We start from the raw sequence: 14,499 nt of genomic DNA, 5'->3' as shown, positions 1-14,499 counted from the left end.
AACCCCCTAACGCCGGTCAATTTGGGGCCACCCGGGGCGGTGGGTTAACGTGGCGCCGCCCAAGCAGCATCTGTCAAATTCCCCGCCACCGCGCGCGGCTGCGGCTGGTCTTTGAAGAACGCGGCGAGGGGACGCACTGGCTGGCGGGTGTGCGAGTTGGGGAATCGATGGATATCCTCGCACCGCTTGGCAACGGGTTCAACCTCGGAAGCACCGACCGCAGCGCGGTGTTTGTCGGCGGCGGCATCGGTGTGCCTCCGTTGTTGGAAGCCGCCAAACCGTTTGCCGGACACGCGGACGCGATTCTCGGTTTCCGCAGCAAAACCAATGTGATTTTACAGGCGGATTTTGAACGGCAGGGTGTTGGTGTGACGGTGGTGACACAGGACGGCACCGAGGGTGAAACCGGCGTGGTCACGCCTTTCTTGGAAAAACGTCTGGATACCGCGCCCTGCGAGGTGATTTTCGCCTGTGGACCCAGACCCATGCTGGCCGCCGTCGCTAAGGTGGCTGAAGAGCGTAAGATTCCCTGCTTTGTGTCGATGGAGGCACGGATGGCCTGCGGCGTGGGTGCGTGTCTTTCCTGCGCCATTCCGGTGCGGGTGGGCAGCGACATTGAAAACTGGCATGTCTGCAAAAACGGTCCGGTATTTGACGCGTCCAAGATTGTGTGGTGAGCAGAATGGCAATGACAGATAAGCAGCAGGATACACGGCACTCCCCTGTCCTTGCGGTTACAATCGCGGGTGTGGATTTTAAAAACCCGGTGATTGCGGCCAGCGGTACGTTCGGGTTTGGGCGCGAATATGCCAAAGTATTTCCGCTGTCGGAGCTTGGCGGCATTGCGCTCAAAGGGACATCCCTCAAACCGCGTCCGGGCAACCCGACCCCGCGTGTGGCGGAAACACCCTCCGGGATGCTCAACTGCATCGGTCTGCAAAATCCGGGTGTGGACTATTTTCTGAGAAACGAACTGCCGTTTTTGGAGAAACAGGGCACCCGCCTGATTTCCAACATCGCAGGGGACACGGCGGAGGACTATGCCGCCGTGGCGGAGCGGCTTTCCGGCACGTCAATTGACATGATTGAGCTGAACATTTCCTGTCCAAATGTCAAAACCGGCGGCATGGCGTTCGGTGTGACCTGCGCGGGTGCGGCGGAAGTGACCAAAGCGGTGCGTGCCGCCACCAAAAAACCGCTGTGCGTCAAACTCTCCCCCAATGTGACCGACATCGTTTCCATCGCACAGGCGGTGGAAGACGCGGGTGCCGATGCAGTCTCACTTATCAACACGCTGCTGGGGATGCGCATCGACATCGCCACCCGCCGCCCGATTTTGGCCAACAATGTGGGTGGGCTGTCCGGCCCTGCGGTGTTCCCGGTGGCCTTGCGCTGTGTCTGGCAAGTCGCCAAGGCCGTGCAGATTCCGGTCATCGGCATGGGCGGTATTGCCACATGGGAGGACGCTGTGCAAATGTTTCTTGCGGGCGCGTCCGCGATTCAGGTGGGTACTGCTACGTTTACCGATCCTTATGCCATGCTGCACATCCGGGACGGGCTGTCGGCCTATCTGGCAGATCAGCATATCAAAAACATTTCCGAATTGACGGGCCAGGTTCGCCCGTACTGAGTACGGGTAATATCCAACCATCTTTTGGTACTTCTCTTGGTCTGCACAGCGGTGATCGTGGACGAAATCTGCAAGACGAAAGAATGAGAGGCGGGAAGTTTTCCACTTTTTCAACGGCAGTTGTGGAGAACTCCTGCGCGCGTAACCCTAAAAGTACAGATATCCGCAACGCCGTAGCTTTTTTGTAAAAGTATGTTACAATAGGAAAAGGAAAAAGTTAAAACGCATACGGCAAAGGAGCAGTTGATCATGACCCGTATTTATCTCATTCGTCACGCGGAGGCCGAGGGCAACCTCAAGCGTGTTTTTCAGGGGCATATCGACGCCGATATCAGTGAAAACGGCGAGAAACAACTGGAAAAACTGGCGAAGCGCTTTGCACCGCTCCATCTGGATGCGCTCTATGCCAGCCCGCTCAAACGCGCGTATAAAACCGCGCAGGCGGTGGATTCTGTTGAGCACCTGCCCATCATCACAATGGAGGGTCTAATGGAGATCAATGGCGGGTGCTGGGAGGGACAGCCGTTTTGCAAACTGCCGGAGCTGTATCCGCACGACAATGAGACCTGGGTCAGCCGGCCGTGGGATTTTGCACCCCGGGAGGGTGAACCGATGCGGCAGGTTTATGCCCGCATGTGGGAGACTATTACCGGTATCGCCCGCAAACATCCGGGCAAAACGGTGGGAATCACGTCTCATGGATGTGCAATTCGCAATTATCTTTGCCATGCCCACAGCTGGCCGATTGAACGGCTGAATGATGTATCCTGGTGCGATAATACGGCGGTCAGCATCATTGAGTACCGGAACGACGGGCAAATTGCTGTTACAATGGAGAACGATGTGTCCCATTTGGACGGTGAATTGTCCACATTTGCCAAGCAGGATTGGTGGCGAAAGGGTACACGCGCATGAAGATCATGGCTGTGGACTATGGAGACGCACGCACCGGTATTGCTGTCTCCGACCCATCCGGTTTTTTGGCCAGTCCGGTCTGTGTCATTCATGAAACGGACGATGCGAAGATTTTGGCAAAAACAGCGGAGCAGGTCGCGCTGTCGGGCGCGGAGCGGGTGGTGGTCGGTCTGCCGAAAAATATGAACGGGACACTTGGCCCGCGCGCGGAAAAGTCGCAGGCGTTTGCAAAAGCGCTGGAGGAGGCTTGCGGTGTGCCGGTCTGTATGTTTGATGAGCGTCGCACCACATTGTCCGCGCAGGTATACATGAACGCCACCAACACACGCGGTAAGAAGCGCAAAAACAGCATTGACGCTGCCGCCGCGACGATCATTTTACAGGATTATCTGGATTCAGTAAGGAATGCTGCCCATGGCAAAACGTAAACCAAAACCCAAACCAAGCGGGCCTGCGAAACCGCCTGCCGCTTTTTTGTTACGAATGCGTGCCCTGCTCGGCGAGACGGAATTTGCCGCATTTGAGAAAGCGCTTTCTGTGCCGGTGCGCCGCGGTCTGCGCTTAAACTGTCTGAAATGCCGGGATATCGTCGCATTTTGTCAAACCACCGGTTTTGTGCTCTCCCCCGCTCCTTTTGCGGATGAGGGATTTTACATAACGGGCGGCGAAGCGAATGGGCGGCATCCGTGGCACCATGCGGGCGTGTTTTACTTGCAGGAGCCGTCGGCAATGTCGGCGGTGGCGGCGCTCGACCCCCGTCCGGGGCAGCGCATACTCGACTTGTGTGCCGCGCCGGGGGGAAAGTCCACCCAGATCGCCGCGCGGCTGGGAGGCGATGGGCTGCTGGTCGCGAATGAGATCATATCGGGGCGGGCAAAGATATTGCTTTCTAATCTGGAACGTTTCGGCGTGCGCAATGCCTGCGTCTATAATGAAACCCCCGAACGTCTCTGCACGGCGTTTTCTGGATTTTTTGACGCGGTGCTGGTGGACGCGCCCTGCTCCGGGGAGGGAATGTTTCGGAGGGAACCTGCTGCCGCCGCGGACTGGACGCCGCAAACCCCCGTCGCTTGTGCAAAACGGCAGTTGTTGATTCTGGAAAATGCAAAAAAAGCCCTGCGCCCCGGCGGAGTGCTGGTGTATTCCACCTGTACTTTCGCGCCGGAGGAAAACGAAAGCGTCGTTGCCGCGTTTTTAAAAGAAAATCCCGTGTTTTCGCTGGAAACAATCTCACACGCATTCGGGCGTCCCGCGCGGCCCGACTGGGCAGATGGGGAACCATCTTTGGTGCGGGCGCGGCGTATTTTTTCGCAGGATGGCGGCGAGGGGCACTTTGTGGCGCGCCTGCGTTGGAGAGCAGACGTTCCATCACCGGAAAGCGGGGGCGGAATGGTGAGCGCCCAGTCCGCACGGGTGGGGGTACCCGAGGAGGATTTGTTGCGGACGTTTTTTGCGGAGCAGTTCGACGAACCGTTGTATGGTATGCCTCACAGCACAGGCGAGGTGCTGTTTTTGCTTCCTGCCGAATCACCGGTGCTGCCGCGTGGACTGCACCTGCTTCGCGCAGGAGTCTGTGCCGGACGGGTGAAGAATGGACGGTTTGAACCTGCCCACGCTCTTTATTTGGCGGCGGCTGACGGTGCTTGTCGCCGCACGGTCGAGCTGTCGCTTGCCGACCCGCGTTTGGCGGCGTTTCTGCACGGAGAGCAGATCGAGGCGGAGACTGCCGATGGATACACCGCTGTTCTTGCTGCGGGGCATGTAGTGGGATTTGGCAAAGTGTCCGGCGGCACTTTGAAAAATCACTATCCTCGCGCACTGCGCACGTTATAGGCAGATGATTGCCATCGGTTCATATGAAGCATGAACGTATGCCTGCATTTTAGACAACAGTAGTTTTGGGGTAATTCGGGAAAAATAATGGGGAAATGACATGGACATATTTTTAGCGACGCAACCGATTTTTGATACCAATAATAATATTTTTGGATATGAAATACTCTATCGGGAAAATGAGCAAAACGCGTATGCGGCGGGTATTGATGGGGATGTTGCATCCGGAAGTGCCTTGGTGCGCAGCTTTTTGGATTTTGGTCTTTCCACGCTCACCAATAACACACGCGCGTTTGTAAATTTCACGTCTGGATTTATTGAAAACGAAGTTGCCACACTCTTTTCCAAAGAGCAGTTGGTCATAGAAATTCTTGAGACAGTCACCATCACTCCGGAGATTCTGGAGGCTTGTCAGAAATTAAAAGAATTAGGCTATCTGGTGGCGATTGATGACTTTTCCTATCAGCAAGGCTATGACGAATTGATACGCTTGGCGGATATCATCAAAGTGGATTTTCGCCAGTCAAGTGTGCAAGAACAAGCGGATATCGTGCGGAAGTATAGGCGGCCGGGACTGCGGTTCCTTGCGGAGAAAGTTGAAACGCGCGAAGAGCATGACCGCGCAACGAAACAGGGATATCACTATTTTCAGGGATACTTTTATGCCAGACCGACCATGAATCATGCAAAAAAGCTGTCTTCTTACAACCAGTCCTGGATACAGCTGATGGAAATGCTTAATGCGCCGGAGCCGGATTTTCAAAAGATCGCGGAGGTGATTGAAGGGGATCTGGCCTTATCCTATCAGCTTCTACGCCTGGTGAATTCCGCGTATTATGCATTCAAACAGGCAATCTCCTCCATTTCTCTTGCCATTTCCGCGCTTGGTTTGGAGGAATTGCGCAAGTGGATTTATGTCTTGTTTATTTCGGATTTGAAGCAGGACAAGCCCGATGAGTTGGTGCGAGCGAGCATGTTTCGTGGAAAATTCATGGAAAGCATGGCGGTGGAAACCGGGCATTCGTCTGAAAAAGGTACCATGATGACGGTAGGCATGTTTTCACTGCTTGACGTGTTGATGGACTGTCCAATGTCCGAAGCAATTCAGGATATGCATTTTCCCGCAGCGATTGCAGATGTTTTGCAGGGAACGGCTCGGGACAGCTTTTTGGGTCACTGTTATGAAATTACGCTTTGCTATGGGCGAGGCCATTGGCAGGATGCCATCCAGAAAGCACAACCACTTGGAATTACTTCGCAGATGCTCCAGGAATCCTTTTTGGGTGCGATAAAGTGGGTCAAGGCGCACTTCGGGATATGATGCCGACTTGTGCAATGGGTTGCGCGCAAGGGCAAAGTTATGTTAAAATATCCGTATTATCCGCCGTGTGGAGAACAAATCGTTTCATTTTGGGCGGACACCACCGACAGAGGCGGTATTTTGTCTGCCTGTGTGGGAACGTGTGTTGGGAGGGGGATTCCAATGTCAGGTCATTCTAAATGGAAAAATATCATGCATAGGAAGGAGAAGAGCGATGCGCAGCGCGCAAAGATCTTCACCAAAATAGGCCGCGAAATCGCGGTGGTTGTCAAGCAGGGCGGCGCCGACCCAAGCTCCAATTCGAAACTGTATGAATTGATTGCCAAGGCGAAAGCAAATAATGTGCCCAATGATAATATAGAGCGTATCATCAAAAAAGCTGCGGGCGGACAGGAAAAAGACGATTACGAAGACATCGTTTATGAAGGATACGGTCCGTGCGGCGCGGCGGTAGTCGTGGAGACACTGACTGACAACCGCAATCGTACCGCGGCAGATCTTCGGCATTATTTTGATAAATTTGGCGGAAATCTTGGGCAGACCGGTTGCGTGGGCTGGATGTTTCAGGAAAAGGGCGTAATTGTTGTTGAAAAGGCAAACATCAACGAGGACAAGTTGATGGAAGACTGTCTGGAAGCGGGCGCGGTGGATTTCAATTCCGACGATGAAATATTTGAAGTTTTCACCGATCCGCTGGAGTTGTCGGGCGTTCGTACCGCGTTGGAGCAAAAAGGCTATGTGTTTCTGTCTGCACAGGAAGAACGTATCCCCGCCAACTATGTCCGTATCCCGAGTGAAGACGACAGATTGAAAATGCAGAATCTGCTGGATTCCCTCGAAGACGATGACGATGTCCAGAATGTTTGGCACAACTGGGAAAATGATGGCGAATAGGACATTCCAAGTGATTTTTTATATAAAAGAAGCTTGCCGTTTTCTCTTATGGAGAAAGCGACAAGCTCTTTTTATTTTAGGAGGATGAGGGAGCGCCGGTAGATTCCCGCTGGGAAAAAATACAGCCGCAAAAATTTTGCCGGTACAACCCATATGTTTTAGAAAGTTCGATAGAGCGCAGATAACCGCCGCGCTTTTTAAAATCGGCCGCCAAATACGGGACGCCATATATTTGTGCACATTCTTCCCCAATGTCGGCGAGCGCCTGCGCATTTTTATAAGGACTGACCGACAGTGTGGTGGTAAAGAAATCAAAACCGCCTGCTTTTGCGGCCTTTGCGGTTTCGGACAGCCGTAGGCGAAAGCACTCCAGACAGCGCTTTCCGCCCTCCGGCTCTTTTTCTAATCCGCAAACCGCTTCAAAGAAGCGTTCCGGCACATAGTTTCCCTCAAGAAAAGCGATCGGATGCGGCACAGGTAGCTCACTAATCAGCCGTTTTTGCTCTGTCACACGCTTTTTATATTCCATGCGCGGTGCAATGTTGGGGTTATAATAAAATACAGTAATCTGAAAATGCGATGCCAAATACTCCAAAACATAGCTGCTGCATGGCGCGCAACAACTGTGTAACAACAGGCGCGGCACTTTCTTGGCAGATTGGAGTGCATCTAGCGTTTGCTCCATCTGCTTTTGATAATTGGGATGCTGCATAAAAAGGCCTTTCACAGAGGATGGTTCCGTTTGGCGTATAAGGCATAAAAATGGTTGACAGGTCCATGCCCATGCCCTAAGGGCTCGGCGTGTGCAATTGCCTCCGATATATACGTCTTGGCTCCTTGGACGGCAACAGAGAGAGGCTGTCCTTTGGCTAGCAGGGCCGCAATTGCCGAAGAAAAGGTGCAGCCTGTTCCATGCGTATTTTGCGTAGGGGTGCGAGGGTGAGAAAGACACAGAAAGTCCAGGCCGTCGAAAAAGATATCTACGGCATCACCGGATAGATGCCCGCCTTTGATAACCACAGCTTTCGCGCCTTGCGCAATCAACTCGCGGGCGGCGGTGCGCATATCTTCTACGGTTGTTATTTTCCGCCCGACAAAAACTTCAGTTTCCGGTAAATTGGGGGTGACCACGCTGACGAGAGGCAGCAGGTCCCGCGTAAGCGTGCGCACGGCAGCAGGGTCGAGCAGTGCGTGACCGCTGGTGGCAACCATGACCGGGTCCAATACGATTGGCACATCTGGATGTTTTCGCAGCTCCGACGCGATGGACGCAATGATTTCCGCGTTTGCTGTCATGCCAATTTTTACCGCATCCACACGAATATCCTCAAATACACAATTGATCTGCGCGGTGACGAGTTCAGGCCTCATAGCTTGCACCGCGCGTACGCCACAGGTATTCTGTGCGGTTACCGCCGTGACGGCGCTCATGCCGTACACGCCTAATGCTGCGAATGTCTTGAGGTCGGCCTGTATTCCGGCGCCGCCGCCGGAATCAGAGCCGGCAATAGTCAAAGCGTGCTGCAAAACGGTCATCCCTTTCCCCTTCTGCCGGATAAGCCGGCATCGTGGATACCATGTCCGGTCGGCGTGTTTTAACAAATTGTTTTCAGTATAAAATCCGTTTGGGGATTTGTCAAGAATCTGAAACGGAGAGTTCCCAAATGCGATTTATGTGGGAAGTTGTACTGCCATATTGTAAAAAATGTATCCCTCAAAGGGGCTGTTGTAATAATTGACAAATGAAAAAAATGTTGGTTAAATAAGAGAGGGGCGATCGCATGGAAAATGCAAAGCCAGTGCGTATTCCACGACAGATTCGCAGTTTAGCAACAAAAGAAAAATTGATTGTGGCGGCTAAAGAACTTTTTTGTCAAAAAGGGTATGATAAGACCACGGCCAACGCGATAGCCCGAAAAGCGGGTACGTCGGTCGGCAGCTTTTATGCGTATTTCGCGGATAAAGAGGCGGTTTTTGCAGAATTGATGGAACGAATCTGCCTGCAATTGCGCGCGGTTGTGGACGAGTTCTCCAAGGAGTTGCGGCAGCCGGGCTTGAACAAAAAGGAATGGATTGGCAAGGTTACACGGAAATATGTGCAGATCGTACTGAGTGAGCCGCAGCTTGCCCGGGAGATTGCAGTGCTGTATTATAGCGGAAAACCACGAATCGTTGCCATGATGCAGCGGCAGCAAACATCTATTCAGCAGATGCTGGGCACTTATTTTGGCCTGATGGGGATTGACACCAAGGGCAAAGACACGCAGGTGTCCGCAATCCTTTTTCAAAAAACGCTGGTGCAGCTCCCGGAAAAAATCCTGTATGGATGGGAGGGCATCAGTCAAGAGCGGCTGATTGTTGGTGCTGTGGAGGTACTGTATAAGTATTTGTCCTGATATCAAGCTGTTTCAAAGCGCGCTGAGATCGACATGGCGTTCAAACGCGCGCAGTGCATTGGCTCCGGTATTCCATTCCGGCCAAATGCGCGCAACCTCTTGCCAGAAAGCATGGGAATGGTCGTGATGGCGCACATGCGCCAGTTCGTGCGCGACCACATAATCGACTGCAGCCGGAGGCGTGCAGAGCAGCCTCCAAGAAAATCGCAGGCTGTTATCCGGAGAGCAGGAACCCCAACGCGAACGTGCGCTGCCGATTGTGAAGCCGTTAAAGTTGATGCCTGCCGTTTTGGCAAAGACAGCCGTGCGTATGGACAAATACTTTTGCGCTTGTGCCTTGAAAAAAGCGACGGCGGCGTTTGCACTGCCTTGCCGCGGCAAGGAAAAGGCATGTCCGTCCCAAATCGGTACAGTTGGTTTTCCGTTTTTGCCGTCCTGTGGGATGACCGGATATGGCTCGCCCAGAAACCATAGCGTACCGCCCGGCTGTGCGGATGCACAGACACGCTGCTCGGCCAGCATGTGCATCCGGAGGAGTGCCTTGTCAATCCAGGCGCTTTTTTCACGCAGGAACGATTCAATGGCAGTTAGAGGCATTCGGTTCGGTGCGCGGACGATGATTTCTCCTGCGGGGTTGATCTGGATGGCTGCGGTTTTGCGTGTGCTTCGTATCAGCGTGTAAGCAATCGGTGGCTGTGCCATTGGCATTCCTCCATCCTGCATGTTGGCAATTTGGTTATAGAGATAGAATGCTCCGAAAGCAATTCATTCACAAGCATCCCCATATACAAGTTTAATGGTGATGGCAGTTATGCATGGGTTGAATGATAGTATACATCATTTCATGTAAAATGTCGCGGCGATTGGTTTTTCATGGTACAATATGAGTATATAATCTTTAAGAAAATGTTGTATTATAAGCGGCGCACGGCACAACCGGAAGCGCCGATGGAGGTGTTATGATGGAAAGTTATCAGGAGATGAGCCGCCGGCTTCAGCAGGCGGCGGCGGGCGGCCGGCTGCAGGCAGAGATCGATGCGATTCGTGCGTCCGGCAACGAGCAGGAACTGAAACAGTTGGAGATGCTGCTGCGCCCGGAAAACTATCCGCCGGTGGTCAAATTGGCGGACTGTATGTGTTCCGATGAAAATCAGACATCCTGTGCGGTCAGCTGCCTTTTTGAAGCCATTCGCCGGGATAAAGACGGCAAATTGATGATTACCGACGATTGCGTGGGCTGTGGGCAGTGTGTGGATCGTTGTGAGCAGAAGGTGCTGGCGGGTAAAAAGGATCTGATTCCTCTGCTCCAACTGCTTAAAGAGCGCGAGACGCCGGTCTACGCAATGATTGCGCCGGCATTTTCCGGGCAGTTTTCATCGGAGGTCACGTCCGGCAAGCTGCGTGCGGCGTTCAAGCAGCTGGGGTTCTATGGCATGATTGAAGTGGCGCTTTTTGCCGATATTCTTACACTGAAAGAGGCGCTGGAATTTGATCAGTCTATCAAGTCGGATGAGGACTTTATGCTGACCAGCTGCTGCTGTCCGATGTGGATGGCGCTCATCAGAAAAAGTTTCAGTGAACTGATTCCCCATGTGCCGCCTTCGGTTTCTCCTATGGTGGCTTGTGGCCGAACCATTAAAAAGATGCATCCTGAGGCGAAAACGGTCTTTATCGGCCCTTGTATCGCCAAAAAGGCCGAAGCGCGCCAGCCCGATATCGCCGATGCGGTCGACTATGTTCTGACATTTGACGAAGTGGGGCAAATGTTCGAGGATGCGGGGCTGGATCTTCCCAATCTGCCGGAGGACATGAGTGACCACTCCTCTACTGCCGGTCGCATTTACGCCCGCACCGGCGGCGTCAGCAAAGCGGTTCAGTCCACACTTGACCACCTGTGTCCCGACCATAAGATTCCGCTGCGCGCCATCCAGGCCGACGGAATGGTGGCCTGCAAGGCCTTGCTTACGGATGTGATGGATGGCAAAGTCAAGGCCAATTTCATGGAGGGTATGGGCTGCAAAGGCGGCTGTGTTGGTGGTCCCAAGTCACTGCTTCCAAAAGAAGAAGCGACCGGGCATGTCAACGCATACGGCGAACAGGCGACCTATGCTACGCCCGCGGAAAACCCCTATGTGCTGGAAATTCTGCGGCGGCTCGGATTTGATACGATTGAGAGCTTACTGGAGCGCGACAATACATTCATCCGGAAATTCTGAAAGAGCGCATGTTTCAAGAGAGGCTGTACGCGCTCTCCGAGTCTTTACCATGATTTGGCTGACGGGCAGCATTTTCGCCAGCCGGGTCATGGTTTTTATGAAAAAACTGGACTCTTTTCATCTATATTTTGCATTTTAACGTGCGAAAACGTTTCTGTGTATTGACTAAAATTGCACAAAGGCTATAATGAAAGATGTGACGGAATTTCGGGGCACGCAATGGCGCGTGTCCGCGTCCATATCCTCGGATGGGTCTTGTACCCATCCGACCGATGCCCTTCAAACGGGCAAAAAAATTGGAGGTTATACTATTGAACAGCAGGGTTTACAACTTTTCCGCCGGTCCGTCCATGCTGCCGGAGCCGGTTCTCAAACGTGCCGCAGATGAAATGCTCAACTATAAAGGCTCAGGCCAGTCCGTGATGGAGATGTCACACCGGTCAAAAGTCTTTGACGACATCATCGTACGGTGTGAAGAGCTGCTGCGCAAAGTGCTGGGTATTCCGTCGAACTATAAAGTATTGTTTTTGCAGGGTGGTGCTTCCAGCCAGTTTGCCATGATTCCGCTGAACCTGCTCAACGGCAGCGGCAAGGCCGATTTCCTCGTTACCGGTCAGTGGGCAAACAAAGCATATAAGGAAGCCGCGCGCTACGGTAACGCACGCGTGGTGGCATCCTCCAAAGACAAGACCTTCACCTATATTCCAAAAACGACCGCCGCGGATTTTGATAAAGAAGCGGATTATGCCTATATTTGCTTGAATAATACGATTTATGGCACGAAGTTTGCCGAACTGCCGGAGACCGGGGATGTGCCGCTGGTTGCCGATGTGTCGTCTTGCATCCTTTCGGAGCCGCTGGATGTGTCCAAATTCGGTTTGATTTTTGCAGGCGCACAGAAGAACATGGGCCCGGCGGGCTTGACCGTCGTGATTGTCCGTGAAGACCTTATCGGGCACGCGCGTGACATCACTCCTACCATGTTCAATTATCAGACGCATGCCGACAACCGTTCGCTGTTCAATACCCCGCCCTGCTACTCCATTTATATCTGTGGGCTGGTGCTGGAGTGGCTTGAAGAACTGGGCGGCTTGGAGAAAATGGCGGAGATTAACCGTAAAAAAGCAGGCATCCTCTATGATTTCCTTGACAACTCCAAATTGTTCCGCGGCACGGTGGAAAAGGAATTCCGTTCGCTGATGAACATACCGTTTGTAACCGATAACGATGAGTTAGACAAAAAAGCCGTCAAAGCAGCGGAAGCGGAAGGCTTTATCAATATCAAGGGTCACCGTACAGTGGGCGGCCTGCGCGCGAGTATCTACAACGCCATGCCGGTTGAAGGTGTGGAAAAGTTGGTGGATTTCCTCGGCCGGTTTGAAAAGGCCAATGGCTGACACATACTACAGGTATTACTACGGCGGTTAAATACAGTGGGCAATCGTGCTGCGCGCAGTGTGGCCGGTCCATTTGTAATGTGTTGGTAATGAATGGCTGACGTATTTGCTGTTTACGAACAGAGAGGGGCTTTCCGCGCATGTTTAACATTAAAACCATGAATAAGATTTCCTTGTCGGGTCTGACAAAATTCACACCCGGCGAATTTCAATATGGCGATGACGTGGAGAAACCCGACGCGTTTATTGTGCGGTCTGCCTCCTTGCATGAGGTGGAACTGCCGGCCTCTCTGAAGGCTATTGCGCGGGCGGGTGCGGGCGTTAACAATGTCCCGGTAGATAAATGCAGCGAAGAGGGCGTTGTCGTCTTCAATACACCGGGTGCAAATGCCAATGGCGTAAAAGAACTGCTGATCGGTGCGTTGGTGCTGTCCTCCCGCAATGTTCTGGATGCGGTGGCATGGGCCAAAACGCTCAAAGGCCAAGGCGACGCAGTGCCCAAGCTGGTGGAAAAAGGAAAAAGCCAGTTTGTCGGCCCCGAGCTTGCAGGCAAAAAACTGGGTGTCATCGGCCTGGGTGCCATCGGCGTCAAGGCGGCAAATGCCGCACAGGCGCTGGGCATGGAGGTCTATGGCTATGACCCGTATCTTTCAGTCGAGGCGGCTTGGGGCATTTCCCAAACCATCCATCACGCGCCCAGTTTAAGCGTGATCTATGAGAAATGCGACTATATCACCATCCATGTGCCGCTGACGCCTGAAACGCGCGGCACATTCAACACCGAGTCCATTGCCGCAATGAAAAAAGGTGTGCGCCTGTTCAATCTTGCGCGCGGCGAGTTGGCAGTGCCGGCGGATATCATTGAAGCGTTGAAATCCGGTCATGTGGCTTCTTATGTAGTGGATTTCCCTTGCGACGAATTGCTGGATGTACCGGGTGTGATCCCGATTCCCCACTTGGGTGCGTCCACACCGGAATCCGAAGACAATTGTGCGGCGATGGCGGCGGATGAACTTATCAACTTCCTTAAAACCGGCGCTGTTAAAAACTCTGTGAATTTTCCGAATGTGGATATGCCGCTTTCCTCTGCTGGCCGCGTGACGATTATCCATAAAAACGTGCCGAACATGCTTTCGCAGATCACAGCCTGCTTTGCACAGGCCAACATCAACATCGACAACATCATTGACAAGTCTAAGAAACAGATGGCTTATACCATCGTCGATGTTTCGGATGAGAAGCTGGACGCCGTGGCAGATGCGCTTCGAGCGGTGGACGGCGTCATTCGTGTGCGGATCATCTAAGCGGATAGAGGTTGTATTGTTCACAGATGCGGCGGCTGCGAAAATGACGTGCGGCCCTCAAAAATTAAATTGTTATTTATAAAGTAAAGATAGGTCGATGCCCCAAAAAAGGGGTTGCCTCTTTCCAATGATATAGAAAGAGGCAACCCCTTTTTGGCGCGTCAAAAAGCCAGATCAGCGCATCATATACTGTGCGTTTTGGACTAGTTCGCCGACTGCATGCAGCGCTTTGTTGGCGTTTTTCCGGACATTGTTGCCTCGTTTATGATCCATTGGCCACCCGGCAATCATGCCGACAGCCGCACCGGCTACCACACCGGCGATGATGCCTTTGGTTACGTTAGACATGGAGTGTTGCATAACAATGCCATCCTTTCCTGTTCGGTTGCAAAAAACCGGTTCCAAAGTTTATTTTGAAACCGGTAATAGTTTCCCCCAAATTTTCAAAAACATGATTTCTATTTGTTGGAAGACTGGCCTTGTCTATATGGCATCCAGCCAGGATAGGAAACTTTACTAAATGTCTTATAATAAATAAAAATACAAACTGTTTAAAAAATCAACGAAAAACAGTCTTTTTTACAAAGTATAGC

General features: G+C 52.5%; 15 protein-coding genes. 11 read left to right on the top strand and 4 right to left on the bottom strand.

The annotated features are described in order from the left end of the window. The 7 genes from ABF463_RS10900 to ABF463_RS10870 form a co-directional block, all read left to right on the top strand. Nucleotides 1-677, top strand: a 677-nt coding sequence (locus tag ABF463_RS10900; RefSeq protein ID WP_415533658.1) for a dihydroorotate dehydrogenase electron transfer subunit, incomplete at its 5' end; no start/stop codon positions are given. A gap of 5 nt (nt 678-682) precedes the next feature. Beyond that, nucleotides 683-1,630, top strand: a complete 948-nt coding sequence (locus ABF463_RS10895; protein ID WP_415533657.1) for a dihydroorotate dehydrogenase — start codon at nt 683-685, stop codon at nt 1,628-1,630. A gap of 249 nt (nt 1,631-1,879) precedes the next feature. Next, complete coding sequence (locus ABF463_RS10890) at nt 1,880-2,545, top strand: histidine phosphatase family protein (RefSeq protein ID WP_415533656.1); 666 nt, start codon at nt 1,880-1,882, stop codon at nt 2,543-2,545. Next, nucleotides 2,542-2,973, top strand: a complete 432-nt coding sequence (gene ruvX / locus ABF463_RS10885) for a Holliday junction resolvase RuvX (protein ID WP_415533655.1) — start codon at nt 2,542-2,544, stop codon at nt 2,971-2,973. Before ABF463_RS10890 ends, ruvX begins: the two co-directional genes overlap by 4 nt. Beyond that, a complete protein-coding gene (locus tag ABF463_RS10880; RefSeq protein WP_415533654.1) occupies nt 2,960-4,378 on the top strand; it encodes an RsmB/NOP family class I SAM-dependent RNA methyltransferase in 1,419 nt (472 codons plus the stop codon). The genes ruvX and ABF463_RS10880 overlap by 14 nt, the downstream gene beginning before the upstream one ends. A 100-nt stretch (nt 4,379-4,478) precedes the next feature. Then, nucleotides 4,479-5,699 carry an EAL and HDOD domain-containing protein gene (locus tag ABF463_RS10875; RefSeq protein WP_415533653.1) on the top strand — a complete coding sequence of 407 codons (1,221 nt, stop codon included), beginning with the start codon at nt 4,479-4,481 and terminating at the stop codon, nt 5,697-5,699. A gap of 162 nt (nt 5,700-5,861) precedes the next feature. After that, nucleotides 5,862-6,593: a YebC/PmpR family DNA-binding transcriptional regulator gene (locus tag ABF463_RS10870; protein WP_415533652.1), complete on the top strand. Its 732-nt coding sequence runs from the start codon at nt 5,862-5,864 to the stop codon at nt 6,591-6,593. Nucleotides 6,594-6,669: 76 nt separating this feature from the next. Here ABF463_RS10870 and ABF463_RS10865 read toward each other — a convergent pair whose 3' ends face one another. Further along, on the bottom strand, nt 6,670-7,305 hold the full coding sequence (locus ABF463_RS10865) for an epoxyqueuosine reductase QueH (protein ID WP_415533651.1): 636 nt from the start codon (nt 7,303-7,305) through the stop codon (nt 6,670-6,672). Between the two features lie 11 nt (nt 7,306-7,316). Beyond that, nucleotides 7,317-8,120 (bottom strand): bifunctional hydroxymethylpyrimidine kinase/phosphomethylpyrimidine kinase, encoded by an 804-nt coding sequence (thiD, locus tag ABF463_RS10860; protein ID WP_415533661.1) that lies wholly within the window; start codon nt 8,118-8,120, stop codon nt 7,317-7,319. Between the two features lie 254 nt (nt 8,121-8,374). Here thiD and ABF463_RS10855 point away from each other — a divergent pair, with 254 nt between their 5' ends. Next, nucleotides 8,375-8,989, top strand: a complete 615-nt coding sequence (locus ABF463_RS10855) for a TetR/AcrR family transcriptional regulator (RefSeq protein WP_415533650.1) — start codon at nt 8,375-8,377, stop codon at nt 8,987-8,989. Between the two features lie 12 nt (nt 8,990-9,001). On the opposite strand, the gene ABF463_RS10850 is transcribed toward ABF463_RS10855, so the two are convergent. Continuing rightward, nucleotides 9,002-9,691 (bottom strand): M48 family metallopeptidase, encoded by a 690-nt coding sequence (locus tag ABF463_RS10850; RefSeq protein WP_415533649.1) that lies wholly within the window; start codon nt 9,689-9,691, stop codon nt 9,002-9,004. Nucleotides 9,692-9,951: 260 nt separating this feature from the next. Here ABF463_RS10850 and ABF463_RS10845 point away from each other — a divergent pair, with 260 nt between their 5' ends. The 3 genes from ABF463_RS10845 (at nt 9,952) to ABF463_RS10835 (ending at nt 13,906) form a co-directional block, all read left to right on the top strand. Further along, entirely contained in the window at nt 9,952-11,205 is a 1,254-nt protein-coding gene (locus tag ABF463_RS10845) for a [Fe-Fe] hydrogenase large subunit C-terminal domain-containing protein (protein ID WP_415533660.1), read from the top strand. A 272-nt stretch (nt 11,206-11,477) separates the two neighbouring features. After that, a complete protein-coding gene (serC, locus tag ABF463_RS10840) occupies nt 11,478-12,602 on the top strand; it encodes a 3-phosphoserine/phosphohydroxythreonine transaminase (RefSeq protein WP_415533659.1) in 1,125 nt (374 codons plus the stop codon). Nucleotides 12,603-12,742: 140 nt separating this feature from the next. Then, nucleotides 12,743-13,906 carry a phosphoglycerate dehydrogenase gene (locus ABF463_RS10835; RefSeq protein WP_415533648.1) on the top strand — a complete coding sequence of 388 codons (1,164 nt, stop codon included), beginning with the start codon at nt 12,743-12,745 and terminating at the stop codon, nt 13,904-13,906. Between the two features lie 174 nt (nt 13,907-14,080). Here ABF463_RS10835 and ABF463_RS10830 read toward each other — a convergent pair whose 3' ends face one another. Continuing rightward, nucleotides 14,081-14,266, bottom strand: a complete 186-nt coding sequence (locus ABF463_RS10830; RefSeq protein WP_415533647.1) for a hypothetical protein — start codon at nt 14,264-14,266, stop codon at nt 14,081-14,083. Nucleotides 14,267-14,499 lie beyond the last annotated feature (233 nt).

Origin of the sequence: Ethanoligenens sp. (assembly GCF_047718355.1) — a bacterium.
Taxonomy (GTDB): domain Bacteria; phylum Bacillota; class Clostridia; order Oscillospirales; family Ethanoligenentaceae; genus Ethanoligenens.
This window is presented reverse-complemented; position numbering and strand designations above follow the sequence as displayed.